Source organism: Frigidibacter sp. ROC022, from assembly GCF_024723735.1.
Classification (GTDB): domain Bacteria; phylum Pseudomonadota; class Alphaproteobacteria; order Rhodobacterales; family Rhodobacteraceae; genus SLM-1.
In genome coordinates this window covers 297200-320000 of sequence record NZ_JANQDU010000002.1, presented here as the reverse complement: position 1 = coordinate 320000, position 22801 = coordinate 297200, and the positions used below count along the sequence as shown (strand labels likewise).

Below are 22801 nucleotides of genomic sequence, written 5' to 3'. Positions count from 1 at the left end.
AGACGACCAAAACAACCAGGAGGTTGGCTTAGAAGCAGCCATCCTTTAAAGATAGCGTAACAGCTCACTGGTCTAGATAAGTTGTCTTGCGGCGAAGATGTAACGGGGCTCAAGCCATGAGCCGAAGCTGAGGATGCGTAGTGATACGCGTGGTAGCGGAGCGTTCCGTGATATAACTCCATGTCTCTTCTACACCTTCGGGTGTATTGGAGACGCGGAGTTTTCTGTGAAGCCGGGCTGTAAGGCATCCGGTGGAGAGATCGGAAGCGAGAATGTTGACATGAGTAGCGACAAACAGGGTGAGAGACCCTGTCGCCGAAAGTCCAAGGGTTCCTGCTTAAAGCTAATCTGAGCAGGGTGAGCCGACCCCTAAGGCGAGGCCGAAAGGCGTAGTCGATGGGAAGCAGGTTAATATTCCTGCGCCAGGAGGATGTGACGGATCCCGAAGGTTGTTCAGTCTTATCGGATTGACTGGGCCGCTTAGGGGTTCCTGGAAATAGCCCTCCATTAGATCGTACCCTAAACCGACACAGGTGGACTGGTAGAGAATACCAAGGCGCTTGAGAGAACGATGTTGAAGGAACTCGGCAAAATACCTCCGTAAGTTCGCGAGAAGGAGGCCCGATTAGCAGGCAACTGTTGGTCGGGGGCACAAACCAGGGGGTGGCGACTGTTTACTTAAAACATAGGGCTGTGCGAAGCCGTAAGGCGACGTATACAGTCTGACGCCTGCCCGGTGCTGGAAGGTTAAAGGGAGGGGTGCAAGCTCCGAACTGAAGCCCCAGTAAACGGCGGCCGTAACTATAACGGTCCTAAGGTAGCGAAATTCCTTGTCGGGTAAGTTCCGACCTGCACGAATGGCGTAACGATCTCCCCGCTGTCTCCAACATCGACTCAGCGAAATTGAACTGTCTGTCAAGATGCAGACTTCCCGCGGTTAGACGGAAAGACCCCATGCACCTTTACTCCAGCTTCGCATTGGCATCAGGCCAGGCATGTGCAGGATAGGTGGTAGGCTTTGAAACCGGGACGCTAGTTTCGGTGGAGCCATCCTTGAGATACCACCCTTGCCTTGCTTGATGTCTAACCGCGGTCCCTTATCGGGATCCGGGACCCTGCGTGGTGGGGAGTTTGACTGGGGCGGTCGCCTCCCAAATTGTAACGGAGGCGCGCGAAGGTTGGCTCAGAGCGGTCGGAAATCGCTCGTTGAGTGCAATGGCAGAAGCCAGCCTGACTGCGAGACTGACAAGTCGAGCAGAGTCGAAAGACGGCCATAGTGATCCGGTGGTTCCACGTGGGTGGGCCATCGCTCAACGGATAAAAGGTACGCTGGGGATAACAGGCTGATGGTGCCCAAGAGTTCATATCGACGGCACCGTTTGGCACCTCGATGTCGGCTCATCTCATCCTGGGGCTGGAGCAGGTCCCAAGGGTATGGCTGTTCGCCATTTAAAGAGGTACGTGAGCTGGGTTTAGAACGTCGTGAGACAGTTCGGTCCCTATCTGCCGTGGGTGTAGGAGATTTGAGAAGAGTTGCCCCTAGTACGAGAGGACCGGGGTGAACGGACCACTGGTGGACCTGTTGTCGTGCCAACGGCAGTGCAGGGTAGCTATGTCCGGACAGGATAACCGCTGAAGGCATCTAAGCGGGAAGCCCCCTTCAAAACAAGATCTCCCTGAGAGCCGTGGAAGACGACCACGTCGATAGGCCAGAGATGTAAGCGCGGCAACGCGTTCAGTTGACTGGTACTAATTGCTCGATAGGCTTGATTTGATCCAGTAGAAGCCAGGCCAATGCAAGTTGGACTGACCGACACGGACAAAAAGCAGCACGACTTGGAATAGCACCGCGAAACGGTCGCTGATGTTTTGAGTTTCTTTCTCGGTTTGGTGGTCATAGCACGAGCAAAACACCCGATCCCATCCCGAACTCGGCCGTTAAGTGCCGTCGCGCCAATGGTACTGCATCTCAAGATGTGGGAGAGTAGGTCACTGCCAAACCTAGTAAGAAACTCAAGACCGTATTTCTCGATACGATGTTCGCATACGCAGCGCCGCCCTTCGGGGCGGCGTTGTCGTTTGGACCTTCCGGTAATGCGAAAGGCGGATGCAGGCTTCCGGCCCGGAAGTCGCCGCAGCCCTTGCCCAGCCGTGTGACGGTGTCTAAGTCCATTGAATGCGCATTCCCTTCCTCCGTTCTCCTCCGACCGTCTCCGTCGTCCGCCTTTCGGGCATGATTGCCTCCGGCAGCCGGGCGCGGCTCTCCGACGAGGTGCTGGCGCCGATCCTGGAGCGCGCCTTCAGCAAGGGCCGCCCCGCGGCGGTGGCCCTGCAGATCAATTCGCCCGGTGGCTCACCGGCCCAATCTTCGCTGATCGCGGCCCGGATACGGCGTCTGGCGGAAGAAAAGAAGATTCCGGTGCATGCCTTCATCGAGGATGTCGCTGCCTCGGGCGGTTACTGGCTCGCCACCGCCGCCGACAGGATATGGGTCGATCCCGCCTCGATCGTCGGCTCCATCGGGGTCATCTCCTCCAGCTTCGGCCTGCACGACTTCATCGCACGTCACGGGATCGAGCGCCGGATCTACACGGCGGGCAAATCGAAGAGCTGGCTCGACCCGTTCCAGCCAGAAAAGCCCGAGGACGTGGAACGGCTGAAAAGGCTTCAGGAGCAGGTCCACGCACTCTTCATCAACCAGGTCAAATCCCGACGCGACGGGCTGGCCGAGGATCGTGACCTCTTCAACGGCGATGTCTGGGTCGGCGAACAGGCTGTCGAGGTCGGTCTGGCCGATGCCGTCGGGCATCTGGTTCCGAAGATGAAGGCCGAGTTCGGCGACAAGGTCCGGTTCCGCAGCTACGGGCCCAAGCGCAGCCTGTTCAGCCGTTTCGGCGTCCAGGCGGCGGCGGGCATGATCGAAACCGTCGAGGACCGCGCCGGCTTCGCGCGTTACGGTCTCTAGATGCTGTTCAAGATCATCACCCTGTTCCTGGTCGGCATGGCGGTGCTGGCGATGTTCGGCAAGCTCCGGATGCCCCGCATCGGCAGCGGCAGGAAGCGCCAGCTCGATGCGACGAAATGCCCGAAATGCGGCGCCTATCGCATCGGCAAGGGGCCCTGCGCCTGCGGCCACAAGGGATGAGCATCGTCCTTGGGCTTCTGGGCGGGCTGGTCCTGCTTGTTCTGGCCGGCGACGCCCTGGTGCGCGGCGCCGTCGCCCTGTCGCTGCGGCTGGGGATCCCGGCGCTGATCGTCTCGCTGACGGTTGTGGCCTTCGGCACCTCGGCGCCGGAACTGGTGATCTCGGTCGGTGCGGCGCTGAAAGGCGCCTCGGGTATTGCGGTCGGCAATGTCGTCGGTTCGAATATCGCCAATGTCCTGCTGGTGCTCGGCGTCCCGGCGCTGATGGCCGGGCTGGGCCGGACCAAGGGCGACATCCGCGCCAGCTTCCTGATGATGATGGCGGCGACGCTGCTGTTCGGCGGCCTCGCACTGAACGGCAGCATCTCGCGGCTCGACGGGCTGATCCTGCTCGCCGGCCTGGCCGCCATGCTGGCCTATTCGATCCATCACGCCCGCAGCGCCCGCGACATCGCTGCCCTCAATGCTCCGGTGCCCCCGGTCGAGGACCTGCCCGTTTACCGGCTTGTCTTCTATCTTCTCTTCGGCCTCGTCGGGCTGCCGGTCGGGGCGCAGATATTCGTCAATTCCGCCGTGGAACTGGCCCGGCTCTACGAGATCCCGGAAGAGATCATCGGCCTGACCCTCGTCGCAATCGGCACCTCGCTGCCCGAACTGGCGACCACGGTCATGGCGGCGATCCGGCGCCAGGCGGATGTTGTGCTGGGCAATGTGATCGGCTCTAATCTGTTCAACATTCTGGGAATTCTGGGGGTGACAGCCGTGGTCACGCCGCTTCCGGTGCCGGGGGACATCCTGCGCTTCGACTTCTGGGTGATGCTGGCCAGCGCCCTGGTTCTGGGCGCCCTGGTCTATACCTCGCTGCGCCTGACCCGGCCCGTCGGCGCGGTGCTGACCGGGCTCTATGTGGCCTATACACTGGTGCTGCTGGCATGAGGGCCCTGGTCACAGGGGCGGCAAGGCGGCTGGGCCGGGCCATGGCCCTGGCGCTGGCCGAGGACGGCTGGGACGTGGCGGTGCATTATGCCGGGTCCGCGGCAGAGGCGGCCGCCACCGTGGCCGAAATCCGCGCGATGGGCCGCCGGGCCGAGGCGCTGCAGGCCGATCTGCTCGACGAGGATGCCGCGCGGCAACTGGTGCCCCGTGCGGTTCGGGCGCTCGGCGGTCCGCTGACCCTGCTGGTCAACAACGCCTCGATCTTCGAACATGACACCATCCGGACCGCCACCGACGAAAGCTGGCAACGCCACATCGGCTCGAACCTGCGGGCCCCCTTCCTGCTGACCCAGGCCTTCGCCGATCAGGCCCCGGCGGCCGGGCGCGAAGGCAACGGCGAGCGCCGCGCCTCGGCGAACATCGTCAACATGATCGACCAGCGGGTGCTCAAGCCGACCCCGGAATTCATGACCTATACCCTCGCCAAGATGGGGCTCTGGGCGTTGACCCGGACCACGGCACAGGCCCTGGCGCCGGGGATCAGGGTCAATGCGATCGGTCCCGGCCCCACCCTGATCGGCGCCCGCCAGACGCCGGAACACTTTGCCCGCCAGCGCGCCGCCACGGTTCTGGAACGCGGCGCGGACGCCGCCGACGTGGTCGCCGCGCTGCGCTATTTCCTGTCGGCGCCCAGCGTCACCGGCCAGATCATCTGCACCGACGCCGGCCAGCATCTGGCCTGGAAGACGGCCGATATACTGGGTCTGGAATAGCCGCCGCGGCGTTCTGCGCCTTGACTTCTGCACTGCTAACAAAATGGTTACAATTGCGTTACGATTCCTTTAAGGATTTCAGGCATTTGCCGAACGCGCAAAAATATTTGACGTGATTTCAAATGCTTACAAAGCTGCCTAAAAATTAGGCAGAGCGAAGAACCCTGCCGAACACAAGGATTTTTCCGGATCGCGCAAAGTTTTCCCCCAGACTTATCCACAGGATTGGTGGGTATGTTTCCTCTTGGATCGGCTGGGCAATGGTGGCAGCACCCTGCTACGAATCGGACATGCCACGGATGAAAGACTCACCTTCCGCAACGAACCAGGCCCCGGCCGCGGCGGCGGTCACCGGCCATGCCTGCGTGCAAAGCTACCTGAAGTCGCTGGACAATTCGCCCGGCGTCTACCGGATGCTCGATGCCAAGGGGGCGGTGCTCTATGTCGGCAAGGCGCGGAACCTGAAAAGGCGGGTTTCGAACTATGCCAAGCCCTCGGGCCATTCCGGCCGGATCGCGCGGATGATCCGCGAGACCGCCTCGATGATGTTCCTGACCACCCGGACCGAGGTCGAGGCGCTGCTGCTGGAACAGAACCTGATCAAGCAGCTGAAGCCGCGCTACAACGTGCTGATGCGCGACGACAAGTCGTTCCCCAACATCCTGGTCAGCCATGAACACGCCTTCCCGCAGATCAAGAAGCATCGCGGCGCCAAGAAGGAGAAGGGCGCATATTACGGCCCCTTCGCCAGCGCCGGCGCGGTGAACCGGACCCTGAACCAGCTGCAGAAGGTCTTCCTGCTGCGGAACTGCTCGGACGCGATGTTCGAAAGCCGCACCCGGCCCTGCCTGCTCTATCAGATCAAGCGCTGCTCGGCGCCCTGCACCGGCCAGATCGACCAGGCCTCCTATGCGGCGCTGGTCGGCGATGCCGAACGCTTCCTGCAGGGCAAGTCGACCAGGGTGCAGGCGACGCTGGCCGCCGAGATGGCCGCGGCCTCCGAGGCGCTGGAATTCGAAAAGGCGGCGGTGCTGCGCGACCGGATCAAGGCGCTGACCCAGGTGCAGTCGGCGCAGGGGATCAACCCGCGCGGCGTGGCCGAGGCCGATGTCGTGGCGCTGCACATGGAGGGCGGCCAGGCCTGCGTGCAGATATTCTTCATCCGGGCGCATCAGAGCTGGGGCAACCGCGACTTCTACCCGCGTACCGGACAGGGCGCCGAGCCGGGCGAGGTGCTCGAAAACGTCCTCGGCCAGTTCTACGACGACAAGGATCCGCCGCGGCTGATCCTGCTCAGCCACCCGATCGAGAATGCCGACCTGATGGCCGAGGCGCTGGCGCAGCGCGCCGGCCGCAAGGTCGAACTGCTGGTCCCGAAGCGCGGCGAACGGCGCGAGCTGGTCGCCAATGCTGAACGCAACGCCCGCGAAAGCCTGGCCCGGAAGATGAGCGAAAGCGCCACCCAGGCCCGGCTGCTGGAAGGTCTGGCCGAGGCGTTCGGGCTCGATGCGCGGCCGCGCCGGATCGAGGTCTATGACAACAGCCATATCCAGGGCAGCCATGCCGTCGGCGCCATGGTGGTGGCGGGGCCGGAGGGGTTCATCAAGAGCCAGTACCGGAAGTTCAACATCAAGGACAGCACGCTGACCCCCGGCGACGATTTCGGGATGATGCGCGAGGTGCTGACCCGCCGGTTCCAGCGGCTGCTGAAAGAGGATCCGGACCGCAGCGGCGGCAACTGGCCCGACCTGCTGCTGATCGACGGCGGCGCCGGCCAGGTCTCGGCGGTGGCGGAGATCATGGAGGATCTGGGCGTCGAGGACATCCCCATGGTCGGGGTCGCCAAGGGCGAGGATCGCGATGCCGGCAAGGAAGAGTTCCACCGCGTCGGGCAACGGCCCTTCGCGCTGAAGATGAACGATCCGGTGCTCTATTTCATCCAGCGGCTGCGCGACGAGGTGCACCGGTTCGTCATCGGCGCGCATCGGGCGAAACGCTCCCGTGCGATCGGCGCGACGCCGCTGGACGAGGTGCCGGGCGTCGGCGCGACGCGCAAGCGGGCCCTGCTGGCACATTTCGGCAGCGCCAAGGCGGTGGCGCGGGCCGGGCTCGCCGACCTGCAGGCGGTCGAGGGGATTTCCGACGCCATGGCCGAAACCATCTACGGGTTCTTTCACGAAAAGGGCTGATGCCGCCCGCCGGCTCTCATCTTTGGGTGGAAAATACTCTGGGGGTCCGGGGGCAAGGCCCCCGCCGGGTCGGATCGCGCCTGCGATCCGATCCGCCTCCGGCCGCCCTCAGCCCGGCACCGGGCCGCCCACGACCTGCACCGTCACCGCGGCATAGAAGACCAGCGAGGCGACCAGGACGAAGACATGCCAGATCGTGTTGTGATGCGGCAGCCGGGTCCAGAGATAGGCGACGATGCCCAGCGTGTAGATCCCGCCGCCGATCGCGATCAGCACCATGACCGGGGTGGGCAGGCTGGCGAACATCGCCTGGCCGGCAAAGACCCCGGCCCAGCCCATCCCCAGGTAGAGCGCCAGCCCGATCCAGCGGAACCGCGCCGGGTCGATCATCTTCAGCCCCGAGCCCAGGGCCGCACAGCCCCAGAGCGCCGCGGTCAGCAGCCCGCCATGGCCCGAGAGCAGGGTGAAGGGCGTATAGGTGCCGGCGATCTTCAGGTAGATCGCGGAATGGTCGAGCCGCTGCAGGAACCCCTTCCAGCGCGGGATCTGCAGCACGTTGTAGAGCCCCGAGAACAGGATCATCGCGATGAAACTCGCGCCATAGACCGAGATTCCGACCACCGAGGCCGCATCGCCGCGCATCAGCGCCGTCATGGTGATCAGCACCGGCACCGCGACCAGAACGAAGGCCAGCCCGACGCCATGCACCACGGCATCCGAGATCAGCTCGGCCCGGCTGTAGGAGGTTCTCTGAAGGCGCAGCTGGGTCATCCCTTCATGATAGGCCGAAAAGCCTGCCAGGGTGTGTCATACCCTACGTCACCACGCCGGAAAAATGCGGACAATTCTTCGTGCCTGCGCAAGGCATGGGCAATTCCGGCCCGCCGGCCCGCGCCCCGGCCCGGGTGGCGGCAGGCCCGGCCCTGCGGCACTTGCCCGGCTTCCCCCCGACCGGGGTTCGGGATACACATCCATTCATGACCTGGACGATCCCGAATATCCTCACCGTGCTCCGGCTGCTGGCAGCGCCCGGAACCGCGGTGATGTTTCTCTATTTCAATCGTCCCTGGGCCGACTGGTTCGCGCTGGTCCTGTTCCTTGGCGCCGCGATCACCGATTTCTTCGACGGCTACCTGGCGCGGCTCTGGAAGCAGGAATCGAAATTCGGCGCGATGCTGGACCCGATCGCCGACAAGGCGATGGTGGTCATCGCGCTTCTGGTCATCACCGGGTTCTCGGGGATGAATCCCTGGATGCTGCTGCCCTCGACCCTGATCATGTTCCGCGAGGTGTTCATCTCGGGCCTGCGCGAGTTTCTCGGCTCGGCCTCGAAGACCCTCTCGGTGACCCGGCTGGCGAAATGGAAGACCACGGCGCAGATGGTGGCCATCGCGGTGCTGTTCGGCTCGGGTGTCGGCACGGTGGACGACCCGCTGAACCTGCACCTGAAACCGGCCGGGATCGACCTGATCTTCACGGTCGGGCTGATCCTGCTCTGGATCGCCGCCGGGCTGACGCTGATCACCGGCTGGGATTATTTCAAGAAGGCGCTGCCCTATCTGCGGGATGATCCGAAATGATCGAACTGCGTTACTTTGCCTGGGTGCGCGAGCGGGTCGGCCTGCCGCGCGAAAGCGTCGAGACCAGCGCCGCGACGGTGGCCGACCTGGTCGCGGAGCTGGCGGCGCGGGACGAGGCGCATGCCCATGCCTTCGAGGACACACGGGCGCTGCGGGTGGCGCTGGATCAGGAGCTGGCGGGCTTCGATGCTCCGCTGGACGGGGTCCGGGAAGTGGCCTTCTTCCCCCCGATGACCGGCGGTTAGGCGATGGGCGTCCGGGTCCAGTCGCAGCCCTTCGACTTCGGCGCCGAGGCGCAGGCCTTTTCCGATGCCGCCCGCGGCGCCGGCGCGGTGGTGACCTTTTCCGGCCTGGTGCGCGACGAGTCCGGCCGGCTCAGCCGGATGGAGATCGAGCATTACCCCGGCATGACCGAACGGGCGATCTCCGCGATTCGCGATCAGGCGGCAGAGCGTTGGTCGCTGCACGCGGCGCTGGTGATCCACCGCTACGGAATCCTGCTGCCGGGCGAGACGATCATGATGGTCGCCACCGCCGCCCGTCACCGGGCCGAGGCCTTCGCGGCGGCCGAATTCCTGATGGATTACCTCAAGTCGCGGGCGCCGTTCTGGAAAAAGGAATACGGCCCGGACGGGGCCCAGTGGGTGGCGGCGAAGGACGCCGACGAGGCCGCGCTGGACCGCTGGTCCGGCGCCTGAGCGGCGGCAGGGTCAGGCGCGGCCGCGCCGCTCACCCTTTCCCGACATTCTCGGCAAAGGCCTTCTTGAACGCCGCCTGCTTCTCGGCATCGGCCGGGGTCTGATGGGCGGCGACCCATTCGGCATAGGGCTGGCCATAGAAGGCTTCGCGGCCCTCCTCCTTGGTCATTTCGATGCCGCGCGCGTTGGCGGCCTCCTGATACCAGCGGCTCAGGCAGTTGCGGCAGAAGCCCGCCAGGTTCATCAGGTCGATGTTCTGCACATCCGGGCGCTTGACCATCAGATGTTCGCGCAGGGCGCGGAAGGCGGCGGCCTCCAGTTCGGTGCGGGTGGCGTCGTCCATGATACTCTCCCCTTTTCCTAGAGATGGCTGTCGGCCAGCGCGGCTTCAAGAAGCGGCGCCAGGCGTTCGGCCCAGTAGCGCTGCCCCTCGGCCCCGGCGATCAGGTCGTTGCGCAGCTCGATCAGCACGTTCGGCCGTCCCTGTTGCAGGGCATGGCGGTCGATCGAGTCGCCGGGCAGATGTCCGTCATAGGGTTCGTTGTCGCCGACCACGAGATCGGGCTCGGCCCGCAGCCGGGCGATCAGCGCCTGCGCCAGGCGCGAGTCATGCTTCGAATGCAGCACCCCGATCTGCCAGGGCCGCGGGCTGCGGCCCTTCAGCCGCGGGGTGAAGCTGTGCACCGCGCAGATCACCCGCTCCGGATGCCGTTCCGCCAGCGCCGCATAGGCCGCGTGATAGGGACGATGCCAGGCCGCCAGCCGCCGTTCCCGCTCGGCCGCGTCGGCATGGCGGTTTCCGGGGATGATCGTGCCGTCGTAGAGCTTCATCAGAAGGGTCGGGTCGTCCTCGCCCCGGTTCGGGTCGATCACCAGCCGGGAAAACCGCGACAGGATCGCCGGCGCGTCCAGCAACCGCGCCAGATCGCGGCTGACCGCCTCGGCCCCGACATCATAGGCGATATGGCGCGCCATCTCCGCCTCGGGCAGGCCCAGGCTGCCGCCAAGCGCCTCGGGCACCCGGTTCGAGGCATGGTCGCATGTCACCATCCAGCGCGACCCGCGTTCCGCACCGACGATCTCGTAGGCGTCCTTTGTCATTCGTCTCCGTCCCGGCCTCTTTTGAACAGCTTTAGGCAGAAACCGCCGCGGGCGCCAGTTGCCCCTTGGAGCGGAATGGGCGATAGAACCGGGGACGCATGATAGCGCCAACAACGGACAGGATGGCCCATGAGACGCCAACGCAACGTGAAGATCGTGGCCACTCTCGGCCCGGCATCGGACAGTTACGAGGTGATCCGCGCGCTGTTCGAGGCCGGGGCCGACGTGTTTCGCCTGAACATGAGCCATGGCGATCATGACGGCATCCGCCGCCGCCACGGAATCATCCGGCAGATCGAGAAGGACCTGGGCCGTCCGATCGCGATCCTGGCCGACCTTCAGGGCCCGAAACTGCGCTGCGGCGTGTTCAAGAACGGCTCGGAAGAGCTGGAGGAGGGCGCCAGGTTCCGCTTCGATCTCGATCCCGCCGAAGGCGACGCGACCCGGGTGCAGCTGCCGCACAAGGAGATCTTCGACGCGCTCGAACCGGGCACTTCGCTGCTGGTCAACGATGGCAAGATCCGGCTGAAGGTCGATGACTGCGGCCGCGACTTCGCGCATTGCACGGTGATGATCGGCGGCACGATCAGCAACCGCAAGGGCGTCAACGTGCCCGACGTGGTGCTGCCGGTGGCCGCACTGTCGGAAAAGGACAGGGCCGACCTGGAATTCGTCTGCCAGCTCGGCGTCGACTGGCTGGCGCTCAGCTTCGTCCAGCGCCCGCAGGACGTGGAAGAGGCCCGGGCCCTGGCCCGGGGCCGCGCCGCGATCCTGTCGAAGATCGAGAAACCGGCGGCGGTGAAGGCCTATGACGAGATCCTCGCGGTCTCGGACGGAATCATGGTGGCGCGCGGCGACCTGGGGGTCGAATTGCCGGTGCATTCGGTGCCGCCGATCCAGAAACAACTGACCCGCGGCGCCCGCGCGGCGGCCAAACCTGTGATCGTGGCGACACAGATGCTGGAAAGCATGATCGAGAGCCCGATGCCGACCCGGGCCGAGGTCTCGGACGTGGCGACGGCGATCTACGAGGGCGCCGACGCGGTGATGCTCAGCGCCGAAAGCGCCGCCGGCAGCTACCCGGTCGAGGCGGTGCAGACCATGCACAACGTCGCCATCTCGGTCGAAAGCGACCCGACCTATCTCGAGGTCATGGCGGCGACCCGCTCGGTCAGGCGCAGGACGGTGGCCGACGGCATCACCGCGGCGGCGCGCGAGATCGCAGAAGCCACGAATATCAAGGCGATCTGCTGTTTTTCGCAGTCCGGCACCACCGCGTTGCTGGTGGCCCGCGAGAAGCCGCAGGTGCCGATCCTGGCCCTGACCTCCGAGGTCGGCACCGCACGGCGCCTGTGCCTCACCTGGGGGCTGCATTGCGTCATCACCGGCGAGGTCGATCGCTTCAAGGCGGCGGTCGTCGCGGCGGCCCGCGCGGCCCGCGGCGAAGGCTTCGCGACCGAGAGCGACCAGATCGTCGTGACCGCCGGCGTGCCCTTCAACGTGCCGGGTTCGACCAACATCCTGCGCGTGGCGCCCTGTGATGAGCGGTTGATTTTCAAGACCGAACCAGAGTAAATTGCAGCCCGTAAAGGGTCGGGGGGTCTGGAGCAATGGTTTGGACAACGATCTCGCACTCGTCTTAGGCGTCGTTATCTTCGCCTTCGCAATTCCCGCCGTCATTTCCGCCTTCACCGATGGTCGCTCGCCGCGCGTGGCAACGCTGTGCTTCATGATCGGCGGCTCCTTCATCGCCTATGCGGTCTCGCACAATCCCGGGGGCTACGGTTTCTCGGACGTGCCGGATGCCTTCGCGCGGGTGGTCGGGCGCTACACGAACTAGCGGCGGCACGGCAGCGGGCACGGTTTGAGGCCCGGTGCTTTTCCCTTTGCCCCTTGCCTTGGCAGGGTTCCCCCCTTATACGCCCGAACTTCCAGGCGCCGGCCGGCCCGATGGCATGCCGAGTCGGCGTTTTCACGACCCAGATCAGGAGATCGAAATGCCCAAGATGAAGACCAAGGCAAGCGCCAAGAAGCGCTTCAAGATGACGGCGACCGGCAAGGTCCTGTCTGCTCAGGCCGGCAAACGGCACGGGATGATCAAGCGGACGAAGAAATTCATCCGCGACGCGCGCGGAACGACGACCCTGTCGCCGCAGGACGCGAAGATCGTCAAGACCTACATGCCCTACGATCGCTGAGGAGCCAGAGATATGTCCCGCGTCAAAAGTGGAACCGTCACCCACGCCCGTCACAAGAAGGTCCTGAAGGCTGCCAAGGGTTACTATGGCAACCGGAGCCGGAATTTCCGCACCGCCACCCAGGCGGTGGACAAGGCCAACCAATACGCCACCCGCGACCGCAAGGCCCGCAAGCGCAACTTCCGCGCCCTGTGGATCCAGCGGATCAACGCCGCCGTGCGCGCCGCGGATGAGAACCTGACCTATTCGCGTTTCATCTTCGGTCTCGACAAGGCCGGGATCGAGGTCGACCGCAAGGTCCTCGCCGATCTCGCCGTGCACGAGCCCGACGCGTTTGGCGCCATCGTCGAAAAGGCGAAGGCCGCGCTGGCCTGAGGCCACGCAGGCGAAGCTGTTGAAACCCGCGCCGGGACGCCTCGGCGCGGGTTTTCTTATGCCGAGAACTCTGCCAGCGGGTTCAGGCAGTTGCTTTCCCCGTGCGGGTCGAACAGGCCGAAATAGACAAGGTCGTCCCCGCGCTCCAGATGCCGAACGACCGTGCTGGACAGGCCGAAGGCCGTGACCACTGCGGTTCGAAGCGACTGCTCGTGACCGAACCGGGCATGGAAGGTGGCGGGCTCCAGCCCGAGATATTCCTCGGGCACCGCCATGTCCCAGGTGTCACCCCTGGCGGCAAACTGGTCCAGGAAGGCCGCGGCTTCGGGATGGTCGGCAACCTCGGCGCCGAAACACTCGGACAGAATTGCATGCAGTCTGGGGCGCAGTTTCTGCTTCAGGGTCACGACTCCGAACGCTGCGGCGGCGGCCGCAGCACTGGCCGAGAGCAGCAGGGCCCGGCGGTTCACAATGCCCTCCCTGCCATGAGCGACAGCGCGGACAGCGTCAGCGTCGGGTTCGACGGGCTGGAGGTCGGGAAGACGCCGGCACCCAATGCCAGCAACCCCTTGATGCCGTGCACCCTGGACATCGAGTCGACCACAGAAGTTGCCGGGTCCCGACCCATCCGGTGCGTGCCCTGGATATGCGATTCCGTCTCGGTGATAGCCAGGCGTGTCAGGCCGTCCACCGGGAACGGCAGGCTGTCGATTAGACCTTCTGCGACCCGATCCAGCCCGCGCCGCGCATAATCGGAATGACCTGTCCAGGTGATCCTCACGTCGTCGTCCTCCAGAAAGACCCGGTTCTGGGGCTGCGGCAAGTCTTCGGCGATCAGCTTGATGAGCGCTCGATGGGTCTGGCGTCCGGGTTCGGGGCGTAGCAAGGTCGGCGAGTTGTAGATTTCGATGAGGACCGAGCCGGCATTGGCGCGGAACGGGCCGTCGCGGAAGGCCACGCCATGGGTCGGGATCGACGTGCCGCCAAACAGGGCCGAATCCTTCAGGTCGAGAATGCAGTTCTCGGACTGCTGTTCGTGAAGGTATCGGCCCAGAGCCTCGGCCTTGACCCCGCTGCGCATCAGGATCGCGGTATTGAAGATCGCATTCGTGGCAAGCGCCACGGTGCCCGCGGCAATGCCCAACCTCACCCCGTCGGAGCGGCGGACCTCGACCCCGGTCGTGTGCCCCGCGGCAATGTCCACTCGACGCACTTCGGTATCGGGCAACAGGAAGGCGCCGGGATAGTCGAACTTGTCGACACCATTCCAGATCGTGAACTTCGCGTCTGCAGGGCAAAGGTAGCAGGTCCCGTTGGCGCAACAGGTCGGCCGGCTGCCGCCGTTGGCGCGGGCCGTCGGAACCGGAACCCAGTTCAGCGGGTCGGCTTCGTTCAGCCGGGCACCGAGACGGCACAGGCGGTGCGGCGGATGGGGATATGGCATCGATCGGGGGGATAGATGTTCGACCCCGCCGCCCGCCACCTCGATCACCTCTTCGACCTCGGCATAGAAGGGCTCGATTGTCTCGTAATCCAGCGGCCAGGGCGCGGCGTCCGGGCAAATCTCGCTCAGGCGGAAATCCGAAGGCAGGAACCGCGGAACCTGTCCCCACCAGCAATTGCTGTTGCCTCCGAACAGGACGCGAGAGACCCAGTTCTTCGGATGACCCGAACTGTTGTCCATCCGGAAGCTCTCGGCCGGATACAGGCCGCTTTCCAGTTGGGCTTCATGGCCATGGACGGGTCCGCGCTCGACGACCAGAACCGACAGACCTTCGGGAAGTCCGCGCAGGAAGAACATGGCGGCAAAGCTCGAACCGGCGATGACGACATCCCAGGTCCGGCCTGCCGCCGCGGCTGCTTCAATCTGCGGAAACACCTGTTCTTCCTAACCGCGGCGCCAGCCTGAACGATAGGCGGTGCCCTTCTGCGCGGCAAGCCGGCACGACCCGTCCTTGCGGCTCGCGGGCAGTTTCTATAGTGCCAATGCAACATCTTAGAGTTGGCGGATATGGACGATCTTAGGCAAAAATACCTTGGTCTCGTTTCCCGCGCGGCCGACGAGGCGGCGCTGGAAGAGGTGCGGCTGGCGGCGCTTGGCAAGAAGGGCGAGGTGTCGCTTCTGATGCGCACCCTCGGGCAGATGTCGCCCGAGGAGCGGCAGAGCGCGGGGCCGAAGTTCAACGCCCTGCGCAACGAGATCGACGCCGCCCTGAAGGCCCGCAAGGAGGCCCTGGCCGATGCGGCGCTGGATGCGCGGCTGCAGGCCGAATGGCTCGACGTGACGCTGCCGGGCCGGCCCCGTCCGGCAGGCACGATCCACCCGGTCTCCCAGGTCACCGAAGAGGTCACCGCGATCTTTGCCGACATGGGCTTCCGGGTCGCCGAAGGCCCGCAGATCGAAAGCGACTGGTACAATTTCGACGCCCTGAACCTGGCCCCGGAGCACCCCGCCCGGCAAGAGCATGACACCTTCTTCATGGCCCGCGCCGAGGGCGACAACCGGCCGCCGCATGTGCTGCGCACCCATACCTCGCCGGTGCAGATCCGGGCGATGCAGGCCCAGGGCGCGCCGATCCGGGTGATCGCGCCGGGCCGGGTCTACCGGATGGACATGGACCAGACCCATTCGCCGATGTTCCACCAGATCGAGGGCATGGCGATCGACCGCGACATCTCGATGGCGAACCTGAAATGGGTGCTGGAGGAATTCTTCACCGCCTTCTTCGGCGTGAAGGTCAAGACCCGGTTCCGCGCCTCGCATTTCCCCTTCACCGAACCTTCGGCCGAGGTCGATATCCAGTGCTCCTGGGTCGGCGGCCAGCTGAAGATCGGCGAGGGCGACGGCTGGATGGAGGTGCTCGGCTCCGGCATGATGCATCCCAAGGTGCTGAAGGCCGGCGGCATCGACCCGGACGAATGGCAGGGCTTTGCCTTCGGCATGGGGATCGACCGGATCGCGATGCTGAAATACGGCATCCCCGACCTCCGGGCCTTCTTCGAAAGCGACCTGCGCTGGCTGCGGCACTACGGCTTCGCGGCGCTGGACGTGCCGACGCTGCGGGGTGGGGTGAACAGGTGACCCTGGCTGCCCGTCCCGATCCGCAGCACCGCTAAGGAGACCGCCATGCTCGAACATCTCTTCCTGCACCGGAACCGCGAACGCAGCCACGCCTCGCGCCGGCTCTACGCAAGGTTCGAACTGATCTACACCGCCGTCGATTTCATGGCGGCCTTCTGTTTCCTGATCGGCTCGTTCCTGTTCTTCAGTGCCGAGACCCAATATGCCGCGACATGGCTCTTCGTGATCGGGTCGCTGGCCTTCGCCGCCAAACCCACATTGCGGATGATCCGCGAAATTCGCCTGTATCGGATGGGCGACATGGATGACCTCGCCCAACGGGCCGAGCACTGATCGGAAGCTGACGATGAAATTCACCCTCTCCTGGCTCAAAGACCATCTCGAGACCGAAGCCAGCCTCGACGAGATCCTCTATGCCCTTACCGACCTCGGGCTGGAGGTCGAAGAAGTCTCCAACCCGCTGGAAAAGCTCAAGGGCTTCACCATCGGCCATGTGCAGAGCGCCGAACAGCATCCCGATGCCGACCGGCTGCGGGTCTGCATGGTCGAGACCGACGAGGGCGTGAAGCAGATCATCTGCGGCGCGCCCAATGCGCGGGCCGGGATCCGGGTGGTGGTGGCCAAGCCCGGCGCCTATGTGCCGGGCATCGACACCACGATCCAGGTCGGCAAGATCCGCGGCGTCGAAAGCCACGGCATGATGGCCTCGGAACGCGAGATGGAGCTGTCCGACGAACATGACGGCATCATCGAACTGCCCGGGGAACCGCCGGTCGGGATGGAATTCGCCGACTGGCTGGCCGAGAACAAGCCCGCCATGGCCGACCCGATGATCTACATCAAGGTCACGCCGAACCGCCCCGATGCACTGGGCGTGCGCGGCATCGCCCGCGATCTGGCGGCGCGGGGGCTGGGCACCCTGAAGCCCGACGACACCCAGCCGGTGCCGGGGACCTTCCCCTGTCCGGTCAAGGTCACTCTGGCCGAGGACGTGAAGGGCAAATGCCACCTCTTCGCCGGGCGGCTGATCCGCGGCGTGAAGAACGGCCCCTCGCCGCAGTGGTTGCAGGACCGGCTGAAGGCGATCGGGCTGCGGCCGATCTCGGCGCTGGTCGATGTCACCAATTTCTTCACCTTCGACCGCAATCGCCCGCTGCATGTCTTCGACGCCGCCAAGGTGAAGGGCGATCTGGTGGTGCGGATGGCGCGCGAGGGCGAAAGCCTGCTGGCGCTGGACGACAAGACCTATGATCTGAAGCCCGGCATGATGGTCATCGCCGACGACGCCGGGGTCGAGAGCATCGGCGGCATCATGGGCGGCCTGTCCACCGGCTGCACCGAAGCCACCACCGATGTCTTCGTCGAAAGCGCCTTCTGGGACACGATCACCATCGCCGCCGCCGGGCGGGCGCTGAAGATCAACTCGGATGCCCGCTTCCGCAACGAGCGCGGCATTGATCCCGAATGGGACATTCCCGGGCTGGAAGCGGCGACGCGGATGATCCTCGACCTTTGCGGCGGCGAACCCTCCGAGATCACCGTCGCCGGCGCCGTGCCGGACACGACGCGGGCCTACAGGCTGGACAGCAAGCGGCTGACCTCGCTGGTCGGGCTGGAGATTCCCGAGGCGACGCAGCGCGCGACTCTGGAATCGCTCGGCTTCACGCTGGATGGCGACATGGCGACGCCGCCCAGCTGGCGCCCGGATGTGCAGGGCGAGGCCGATCTGGTCGAGGAAGTGGCGCGGGTCGCCTCGCTCTCGGGGCTGGAAGGCAAGCCGCTGCCCCGTAGCCAGGTCGGCGTGCCGCAGCCGGTGCTGACGCCGCTGCAACGCCGCGAACAGGCCGGTCGGCGCCAGGTGGCGGCGCTCGGCTACAACGAATGCGTGACCTACAGCTTCATCGATGGGGATGCGGCGGCGCTCTTCGGCGGCGGGACCGAGGCGGTCCGGGTGGACAATCCGATTTCCTCGGAAATGACCCATATGCGGCCCGACCTGCTGCCGGGCCTGTTGCAGGCCGCGGCCCGCAACCAGGCGCGCGGCTACATGGACCTGGCGCTGTTCGAGGTCGGCCCGGCCTTTCAGGGCGGCGAACCGGGTGAGCAGCATCTTCAGGTCGCGGGCCTGCTGATCGGCCGCAGCGCGCCGCGCGATCCCTACGGATCGGCACGGCCGGTGGACATCTACGATGTGCGCGCCGATGCCGAGGCGGCGCTGGCCGCGATGGGCGCCCCCGCCAAGGTGCAGATCCTGCGCGGCGGCGCCGACTGGTGGCATCCGGGCCGGCACGGGCGGATCTGCCTGGGGCCGAAGAAGACGCTGGGCGTCTTCGGCGAGCTGCACCCGAAGGTGCTGCGGGCCTTCGACGTGAAGGGGCCGGCCATGGCCTTCACCCTCTGGCCCGAGGAAATCCCGCTGCCGCGCAATGCCTCGGCCACCCGCCCGGCGCTGTCGATGGCGGTGTTTCAGGCGGTCGAGCGCGACTTTGCCTTTGTCGTCGATGACCGGGTCGATGCCGCCGCGCTGGTCAATGCCGCCGCCGGCGTGGACAAGGCGCTGATCGAAAGCGTGCGGGTCTTCGACGAGTTCACCGGCGACAAGGCCGTGGCGCAGATGGGCGAGGGCAAGAAATCCGTCGCCCTGACCGTGCGCCTGCAACCCAGCGACCGGACCCTGACCGACAAGGAAATCGAAGAGGTCGCGGCGCGGATCGTGGACAAGGTCCGGGTGGCCACCGGCGGGGTGCTGCGCACCTGACGACCGATCCCCGCGGGTACGGGCCGGGACGAGAGGGGCCGTCTGCCCCTCTCGCGCTTTCCTCGGGGGCATTTCGGCCGGGGATGCGTTGAGGTTTTGTTAGCCATGATCGGCGTCCCCAGGAGAAATGGCGTGATTTCAGTGGGTTGACCCCCCCGTCCCCAAGGGGACGCCCGGAAAACTTGCCGAAAGGCCGCCTTTCCGGCACAACCGGACGACGCTGCCTGCCGCTGCCCGGTCCCCGTCATGCTGAAAGCCTTCGCCGCCTATTACCGCCCCTGGAAGCGCCTGTTCTGGCTCGACTTCGGCTGTGCCGTCATCTCGGGCCTGCTGGAGCTCGGCTTCCCGATGGCGATCGCGGTCTTCATCGACCGGTTGCTGCCGCAGGGAGACCTGGGCCTGACCATCATCGCTGCGGTCGGGCTGCTGCTGATCTACCTCGTCAACACCGGCCTGATGGCGGTGGTGATCTACTGGGGCCACAAGCTCGGCATCAACATCGAGACCGAGCTGCGCCGCCGCGCCTTCGACCATCTGCAGCGGCTGTCCTTCGGCTACTTCGACAAGGTCCGCACCGGCAAGCTCGTCGCCCGCGTGACCCGCGACCTGGAAGAGATCGGCGAGGTGGCGCATCACGGGCCGGAAGATCTGTTCATCGCCATCATGACCTTCCTCGGCGCCTTCGCGCTGATGCTGACCATCCACCCGCCGCTCGCCCTGCTGACCGCGGCGATCGTTCCGGCGACGGTGGCGATCGTGGTGGTCTACGGCGGCAGGATGACCCAGACTTGGCGCGCGATCTATGCGCGGGTTGCAGATTTCAACGTCCGGCTGGAAGAGAATGTCGGCGGCATCCGGGTGGTGCAGGCCTTTGCCAACGAGGATCACGAACGCGCGCTCTTCGCCCGCGACAACGCCCGCTACCGCGAAACAAAGCTGCACGCCTACCGCGTCATGGCCGCGTCGAGCGCGATCAACTACATGGGCATGCGCGCGATCCAGGTCGTGGTGATGGTCGTCGGCGCCTATTACGTTCTGCGCGGCGACCTGAGCGAAGGCGGCTTCATCGCCTTCCTGCTGCTGGTCGGCGTCTTCTTCCGCCCGCTCGACAAGATCGCCAGCGTGATCGAAACCTATCCGCGCGGCATCGCCGGGTTCCGCCGTTACCTCGAACTGCTGGCGACCGAGCCCGACATCGCCGACCGTCCCGACGCGCAGCCGGCGCCGCCGCTGACCGGGGCCATCCGTTTTGAAGGTGTCGGGTTCGGCTATGACCCGTCGCGGCCGGTGCTGCGCGACATCGACCTGACGGTGACCCCGGGCGAGACGCTGGCCTTCGTCGGGCCGTCGGGCGCCGGCAAGACCTCGCTCCTGGCGTTGGTGCCGCGGTTCTATGACGTGGCCGAGGGGCGGATCACCATCGACGGGATCGACCTGCGCGACATGACCCTGGCCAGCCTGCGGCGCCAGGTCGGGATCGTCAGCCAGGACGTGTTCCTCTTCGGCGGGACATTGCGCGAGAACATCGCCTACGGGCGGCTGGGCGCCAGCGACGAGGAGGTGCTTCGGGCCGCCGAGCAGGCGCAGCTGACGGGGATGATCGCCGACCTGCCCGAGGGGCTTGACACCGTGGTCGGCGAGCGCGGGGTGATGCTGTCGGGCGGCCAGAAGCAGCGGGTGGCGATTGCCCGCGCCTTTCTGAAGAACCCGCCGATCCTGATCCTGGACGAGGCGACCTCGGCGCTGGATACCGAGACCGAGCGCGAAATTCAGGCGGCGCTGGAGGCGCTGTCGGTCGGGCGCACGACCCTGGTCATCGCGCACCGGCTGGCGACGATCCGAGACGCTGACCGGATTGCGGTGATGGAAGAGGGCCGGATCGTCGAGATCGGCAGCCACAGCGAACTGGCCAAGGCAAAGGGCCGCTATGCCAGGCTGAGCGCGGCCTAGGGGGCGACCGGTCGGCCGCCCCGCAAGGCAGGCCCGCCGCTAGTCGTCCTCGTCCATGCCGCGCATCTTCCGCTTGCTGGCCATCACCTCGCGGGCCATCTTGCCGAAACTGCGGGCCTTGGCGCGGTGCTCGGACACCGTTTCGGTGTGGCGCTGGTCTTCGCGCTTGAGCTTCTGCCATCGGCGGAACCGGCCGGCGTCCAGTGTCCCCGCGGCAATCGCCGCCTGGATCGCGCAACCCGGTTCGGTCTCATGTGCGCAGTCGCGGAACTTGCATTGGCCGATCAGGTCGGACACCTCGGCAAAGGTGGCGTCGATACCCTCGGACACGTCCGACAGCCGCAGGGTCCGCATTCCGGGCGTGTCGATGATCCAGCCGCCCGAGGGCAGGGGCCGCAGCGCCCGGTAGGTGGTGGTGTGGCGCCCGCGCTGGTCGCCTTCGCGGATCGCGCCGGTGGCGTCCTCGCCGCCGGTCAGGGTGTTGGTCAGCGTGGTCTTGCCGACCCCGGACGACCCCAGCAGCGCCACCGTCTGCCCGGCCCCGCACCAGTCGTCGAGCTGTGCGACCGAGTCCGGGTCGCGGGCATTGACCAGCACGACGGTCTGATCGCGCGCCAGCGGCAGGGCGGCGTCGCGGAAGGAGTCGGCGTCGTCGGCCAGGTCGGGTTTGGTCAGCACGATCACCGCGCGGCAGCCGCCGGCCGCGACCAGGGCCAGATAGCGTTCCAGCCGGGCGACGTTGAATTCGTCGTTGCAGGAACTGACGATGAAGATCGTGTCGACATTGGCGACGATCGGCTGCACCGCCACTTCGGTGCCCGCCGCGCGGCGGGTCAGAAGCGTGCTGCGGTCGAGCCGGCGCAGGATGCGCGGCCCTTCGGTGAGCACCCAGTCACCGACGGTCAGGTCGGTTTCGGGCTGGTCCAGCGGCGGGGCGAGATCGACCTCGCCGGTTTCGGTGAGGGCGTGCAGCCGGGTGCGATGCACCTCGGCGATGCGGGCAGGGGTCAGCGACAGCTCGGACAGGTCCAGCTGCTGGGTGAAGAAGGCCGACCAGCCCAGGTCGGCAAGTTTGGAATGGGTCAACGGAATAATCCCGAATGCGATGCGAAGAGTCCGCCGGTGGCGGGCGACCATCGGGCCGGGATCAAGCGCAGGGGCATCAGCCCCAGAGCGGCCCCGCCCGGGTGGTGAGGACAACGACAGTCACGAAACATCCTCCTTCGTCCGGGGTTCGGGTTCATGCGCCCGGGGGCGCGGATCGGGTGAGAGGCTGGACAACGACCCAAGCGGGTCTCGTTACGGCTGCTTCCTTCCGGACCTGACCGGGTTGGCGAGGCGCTTGCCCGCGCCAACCTCTCAATCGGTCAGATAGGCGGGAATCATCGGCATTGCAAGCCTTGCCGGAAGGGGCCGGGGCGCAGGGCATCAGCCGGGGAACCGCGCCGGCACCTGGCGCAGCACGTCCGAACTGCCACGCGCTCGGCCCAGCACCCAGGCGCCCTGAATGGCGATCAGCAAGTTCTCGGCGCGTTCTTCGGCCTGTGCTTCGTCGCTGCCCAGCCGGATCGCGTGATAGGCGATGGCGCGGGTCCATTTGCCCATGATGCCGGCGGCACGGTCGCGGAAGACCCGGTTGCCGGGATCGGCGAGCAGGATCGACGCGACCGGGCAGCCGTCGCGCCCGCCCGACAGGTCGAACAGCCTGGCCAGCTTGTGGCACAGGGTAGCGGCGCCCTGCGCATAGGTTGCCGCGGGTTCGAAACTGTCGTTGATGATCTGCAGCATCCCGGCCGAGGCCCAGTCGGCCGCGGCCAGGGCCAGGTCCTCCTTCCCGGCGGGGAAGTGATGGTAGAGCGATCCCTTGGGCGCCTTCGCCTCGGCCAGGATCTGCGCCATGCCGGTGCCGTTGTAGCCCTGGCTGCGGAACAGCCGGGCGGCGGTGGTGATCAGGCGGTCGCGGGTCGGGAGCGAGGTCTCGGACATGGGCCGAGGATAGAGAGGCTGGACCGTCCGG

The 22801-nt window shown here is 65.8% G+C and carries 23 protein-coding genes, 2 rRNA genes and 1 other RNA gene (1 of these 26 only partly in view); 18 read left to right on the top strand and 8 right to left on the bottom strand.

The features are described from left to right. The 7 genes from NUW50_RS08275 to uvrC form a co-directional block, all read left to right on the top strand. A 23S ribosomal RNA gene (locus NUW50_RS08275) occupies positions 1-1774 on the top strand (it extends 1056 nt beyond the left edge of the window). A 112-nt stretch (positions 1775-1886) separates the two neighbouring features. Continuing rightward, a 5S ribosomal RNA gene (rrf, locus tag NUW50_RS08270) occupies positions 1887-2001 on the top strand. Positions 2002-2233: 232 nt separating this feature from the next. Next, a complete protein-coding gene (locus tag NUW50_RS08265; protein WP_443135099.1) occupies positions 2234-2965 on the top strand; it encodes a S49 family peptidase in 732 nt (243 codons plus the stop codon). Beyond that, positions 2966-3145, top strand: a complete 180-nt coding sequence (locus NUW50_RS08260) for a hypothetical protein (RefSeq protein WP_258288627.1) — start codon at positions 2966-2968, stop codon at positions 3143-3145. Then, the gene (locus tag NUW50_RS08255; protein WP_258288626.1) at positions 3142-4080 is read left to right on the top strand and encodes a calcium/sodium antiporter; all 939 of its coding nucleotides are present in this window, start codon (positions 3142-3144) and stop codon (positions 4078-4080) included. The genes NUW50_RS08260 and NUW50_RS08255 overlap by 4 nt, the downstream gene beginning before the upstream one ends. After that, positions 4077-4853: an SDR family oxidoreductase gene (locus NUW50_RS08250; protein ID WP_258288625.1), complete on the top strand. Its 777-nt coding sequence runs from the start codon at positions 4077-4079 to the stop codon at positions 4851-4853. The genes NUW50_RS08255 and NUW50_RS08250 overlap by 4 nt, the downstream gene beginning before the upstream one ends. 299 nt (positions 4854-5152) lie before the next feature. Then, on the top strand, positions 5153-7042 hold the full coding sequence (uvrC, locus tag NUW50_RS08245; protein WP_258288624.1) for an excinuclease ABC subunit UvrC: 1890 nt from the start codon (positions 5153-5155) through the stop codon (positions 7040-7042). 108 nt (positions 7043-7150) lie between these two features. On the opposite strand, the gene trhA is transcribed toward uvrC, so the two are convergent. Continuing rightward, on the bottom strand, positions 7151-7813 hold the full coding sequence (trhA, locus tag NUW50_RS08240) for a PAQR family membrane homeostasis protein TrhA (protein ID WP_258288623.1): 663 nt from the start codon (positions 7811-7813) through the stop codon (positions 7151-7153). A gap of 206 nt (positions 7814-8019) precedes the next feature. On the opposite strand from trhA, the gene pgsA reads away from it, so the two are divergent. The 3 genes from pgsA to NUW50_RS08225 are packed head-to-tail and all read left to right on the top strand — an operon-like array spanning position 8020 to position 9320. Beyond that, positions 8020-8622, top strand: a complete 603-nt coding sequence (gene pgsA / locus NUW50_RS08235) for a CDP-diacylglycerol--glycerol-3-phosphate 3-phosphatidyltransferase (protein ID WP_258288622.1) — start codon at positions 8020-8022, stop codon at positions 8620-8622. Next, entirely contained in the window at positions 8619-8867 is a 249-nt protein-coding gene (gene moaD / locus NUW50_RS08230) for a molybdopterin converting factor subunit 1 (RefSeq protein ID WP_258288621.1), read from the top strand. The genes pgsA and moaD overlap by 4 nt, the downstream gene beginning before the upstream one ends. Before the next feature lie 3 nt (positions 8868-8870). Continuing rightward, positions 8871-9320: a molybdenum cofactor biosynthesis protein MoaE gene (locus NUW50_RS08225; protein WP_258288620.1), complete on the top strand. Its 450-nt coding sequence runs from the start codon at positions 8871-8873 to the stop codon at positions 9318-9320. Between the two features lie 31 nt (positions 9321-9351). On the opposite strand, the gene NUW50_RS08220 is transcribed toward NUW50_RS08225, so the two are convergent. After that, the gene (locus NUW50_RS08220) at positions 9352-9663 is read right to left on the bottom strand and encodes a DUF1244 domain-containing protein (protein WP_258288619.1); all 312 of its coding nucleotides are present in this window, start codon (positions 9661-9663) and stop codon (positions 9352-9354) included. Between the two features lie 17 nt (positions 9664-9680). Then, positions 9681-10421, bottom strand: a complete 741-nt coding sequence (locus NUW50_RS08215; RefSeq protein ID WP_258288618.1) for an N-formylglutamate amidohydrolase — start codon at positions 10419-10421, stop codon at positions 9681-9683. Between the two features lie 129 nt (positions 10422-10550). On the opposite strand from NUW50_RS08215, the gene pyk reads away from it, so the two are divergent. From pyk to rplT, 4 genes are all read left to right on the top strand, one after another. Continuing rightward, on the top strand, positions 10551-11996 hold the full coding sequence (gene pyk / locus NUW50_RS08210) for a pyruvate kinase (protein WP_258288617.1): 1446 nt from the start codon (positions 10551-10553) through the stop codon (positions 11994-11996). Positions 11997-12036: 40 nt separating this feature from the next. After that, entirely contained in the window at positions 12037-12261 is a 225-nt protein-coding gene (locus NUW50_RS08205) for a hypothetical protein (RefSeq protein ID WP_258288616.1), read from the top strand. Between the two features lie 157 nt (positions 12262-12418). Next, on the top strand, positions 12419-12619 hold the full coding sequence (rpmI, locus tag NUW50_RS08200; protein WP_258288615.1) for a 50S ribosomal protein L35: 201 nt from the start codon (positions 12419-12421) through the stop codon (positions 12617-12619). A 12-nt stretch (positions 12620-12631) separates the two neighbouring features. Continuing rightward, a complete protein-coding gene (gene rplT, locus NUW50_RS08195) occupies positions 12632-12994 on the top strand; it encodes a 50S ribosomal protein L20 (protein WP_258288614.1) in 363 nt (120 codons plus the stop codon). A gap of 56 nt (positions 12995-13050) precedes the next feature. On the opposite strand, the gene NUW50_RS08190 is transcribed toward rplT, so the two are convergent. Further along, entirely contained in the window at positions 13051-13464 is a 414-nt protein-coding gene (locus tag NUW50_RS08190) for a hypothetical protein (protein ID WP_258288613.1), read from the bottom strand. Next, complete coding sequence (locus NUW50_RS08185; protein WP_258288612.1) at positions 13461-14873, bottom strand: GMC oxidoreductase; 1413 nt, start codon at positions 14871-14873, stop codon at positions 13461-13463. Before NUW50_RS08185 ends, NUW50_RS08190 begins: the two co-directional genes overlap by 4 nt. Positions 14874-15005: 132 nt before the next feature. On the opposite strand from NUW50_RS08185, the gene pheS reads away from it, so the two are divergent. From pheS to NUW50_RS08165, 4 genes are all read left to right on the top strand, one after another. Next, positions 15006-16076, top strand: a complete 1071-nt coding sequence (gene pheS, locus NUW50_RS08180; protein ID WP_443135098.1) for a phenylalanine--tRNA ligase subunit alpha — start codon at positions 15006-15008, stop codon at positions 16074-16076. A gap of 45 nt (positions 16077-16121) precedes the next feature. Next, positions 16122-16409 (top strand): YrhK family protein, encoded by a 288-nt coding sequence (locus tag NUW50_RS08175; RefSeq protein WP_258288610.1) that lies wholly within the window; start codon positions 16122-16124, stop codon positions 16407-16409. Positions 16410-16422: 13 nt separating this feature from the next. Continuing rightward, the gene (pheT, locus tag NUW50_RS08170) at positions 16423-18834 is read left to right on the top strand and encodes a phenylalanine--tRNA ligase subunit beta (RefSeq protein ID WP_258288609.1); all 2412 of its coding nucleotides are present in this window, start codon (positions 16423-16425) and stop codon (positions 18832-18834) included. A 246-nt stretch (positions 18835-19080) separates the two neighbouring features. Next, positions 19081-20784 carry an ABC transporter ATP-binding protein gene (locus NUW50_RS08165; RefSeq protein WP_258288608.1) on the top strand — a complete coding sequence of 568 codons (1704 nt, stop codon included), beginning with the start codon at positions 19081-19083 and terminating at the stop codon, positions 20782-20784. Between the two features lie 39 nt (positions 20785-20823). Here the strand turns inward: NUW50_RS08165 and rsgA are convergent, their stop codons facing one another. From rsgA to NUW50_RS08150, 3 genes are all read right to left on the bottom strand, one after another. Beyond that, positions 20824-21870, bottom strand: a complete 1047-nt coding sequence (gene rsgA, locus NUW50_RS08160) for a ribosome small subunit-dependent GTPase A (protein ID WP_258288607.1) — start codon at positions 21868-21870, stop codon at positions 20824-20826. Positions 21871-22048: 178 nt separating this feature from the next. Beyond that, positions 22049-22145: signal recognition particle sRNA small type (gene ffs / locus NUW50_RS08155), an RNA gene on the bottom strand. Positions 22146-22212: 67 nt separating this feature from the next. Beyond that, positions 22213-22770, bottom strand: coding sequence for a TetR/AcrR family transcriptional regulator (locus NUW50_RS08150; protein WP_258288606.1), 558 nt, complete (start codon positions 22768-22770; stop codon positions 22213-22215). Positions 22771-22801: the final 31 nt, after the last annotated feature.

Excerpts from the sequence above, each read along its gene's own strand:
- NUW50_RS08265 (WP_443135099.1), top strand. The coding sequence starts at position 2,234 with ATGATTGCCTCCGGCAGCCGGGCGCGGCTCTCCGACGAGGTGCTGGCG.
- NUW50_RS08260 (WP_258288627.1), top strand. The coding sequence starts at position 2,966 with ATGCTGTTCAAGATCATCACCCTGTTCCTGGTCGGCATGGCGGTGCTG.
- NUW50_RS08255 (WP_258288626.1), top strand. The coding sequence starts at position 3,142 with ATGAGCATCGTCCTTGGGCTTCTGGGCGGGCTGGTCCTGCTTGTTCTG.
- NUW50_RS08250 (WP_258288625.1), top strand. The coding sequence starts at position 4,077 with ATGAGGGCCCTGGTCACAGGGGCGGCAAGGCGGCTGGGCCGGGCCATG.
- uvrC (WP_258288624.1), top strand. The coding sequence starts at position 5,153 with ATGAAAGACTCACCTTCCGCAACGAACCAGGCCCCGGCCGCGGCGGCG.
- trhA (WP_258288623.1), bottom strand. The coding sequence starts at position 7,813 with ATGACCCAGCTGCGCCTTCAGAGAACCTCCTACAGCCGGGCCGAGCTG.
- pgsA (WP_258288622.1), top strand. The coding sequence starts at position 8,020 with ATGACCTGGACGATCCCGAATATCCTCACCGTGCTCCGGCTGCTGGCA.
- moaD (WP_258288621.1), top strand. The coding sequence starts at position 8,619 with ATGATCGAACTGCGTTACTTTGCCTGGGTGCGCGAGCGGGTCGGCCTG.
- NUW50_RS08225 (WP_258288620.1), top strand. The coding sequence starts at position 8,871 with ATGGGCGTCCGGGTCCAGTCGCAGCCCTTCGACTTCGGCGCCGAGGCG.
- NUW50_RS08220 (WP_258288619.1), bottom strand. The coding sequence starts at position 9,663 with ATGGACGACGCCACCCGCACCGAACTGGAGGCCGCCGCCTTCCGCGCC.
- NUW50_RS08215 (WP_258288618.1), bottom strand. The coding sequence starts at position 10,421 with ATGACAAAGGACGCCTACGAGATCGTCGGTGCGGAACGCGGGTCGCGC.
- pyk (WP_258288617.1), top strand. The coding sequence starts at position 10,551 with ATGAGACGCCAACGCAACGTGAAGATCGTGGCCACTCTCGGCCCGGCA.
- rpmI (WP_258288615.1), top strand. The coding sequence starts at position 12,419 with ATGCCCAAGATGAAGACCAAGGCAAGCGCCAAGAAGCGCTTCAAGATG.
- rplT (WP_258288614.1), top strand. The coding sequence starts at position 12,632 with ATGTCCCGCGTCAAAAGTGGAACCGTCACCCACGCCCGTCACAAGAAG.
- pheS (WP_443135098.1), top strand. The coding sequence starts at position 15,006 with ATGGACGATCTTAGGCAAAAATACCTTGGTCTCGTTTCCCGCGCGGCC.
- NUW50_RS08175 (WP_258288610.1), top strand. The coding sequence starts at position 16,122 with ATGCTCGAACATCTCTTCCTGCACCGGAACCGCGAACGCAGCCACGCC.
- pheT (WP_258288609.1), top strand. The coding sequence starts at position 16,423 with ATGAAATTCACCCTCTCCTGGCTCAAAGACCATCTCGAGACCGAAGCC.
- NUW50_RS08165 (WP_258288608.1), top strand. The coding sequence starts at position 19,081 with ATGCTGAAAGCCTTCGCCGCCTATTACCGCCCCTGGAAGCGCCTGTTC.
- NUW50_RS08150 (WP_258288606.1), bottom strand. The coding sequence starts at position 22,770 with ATGTCCGAGACCTCGCTCCCGACCCGCGACCGCCTGATCACCACCGCC.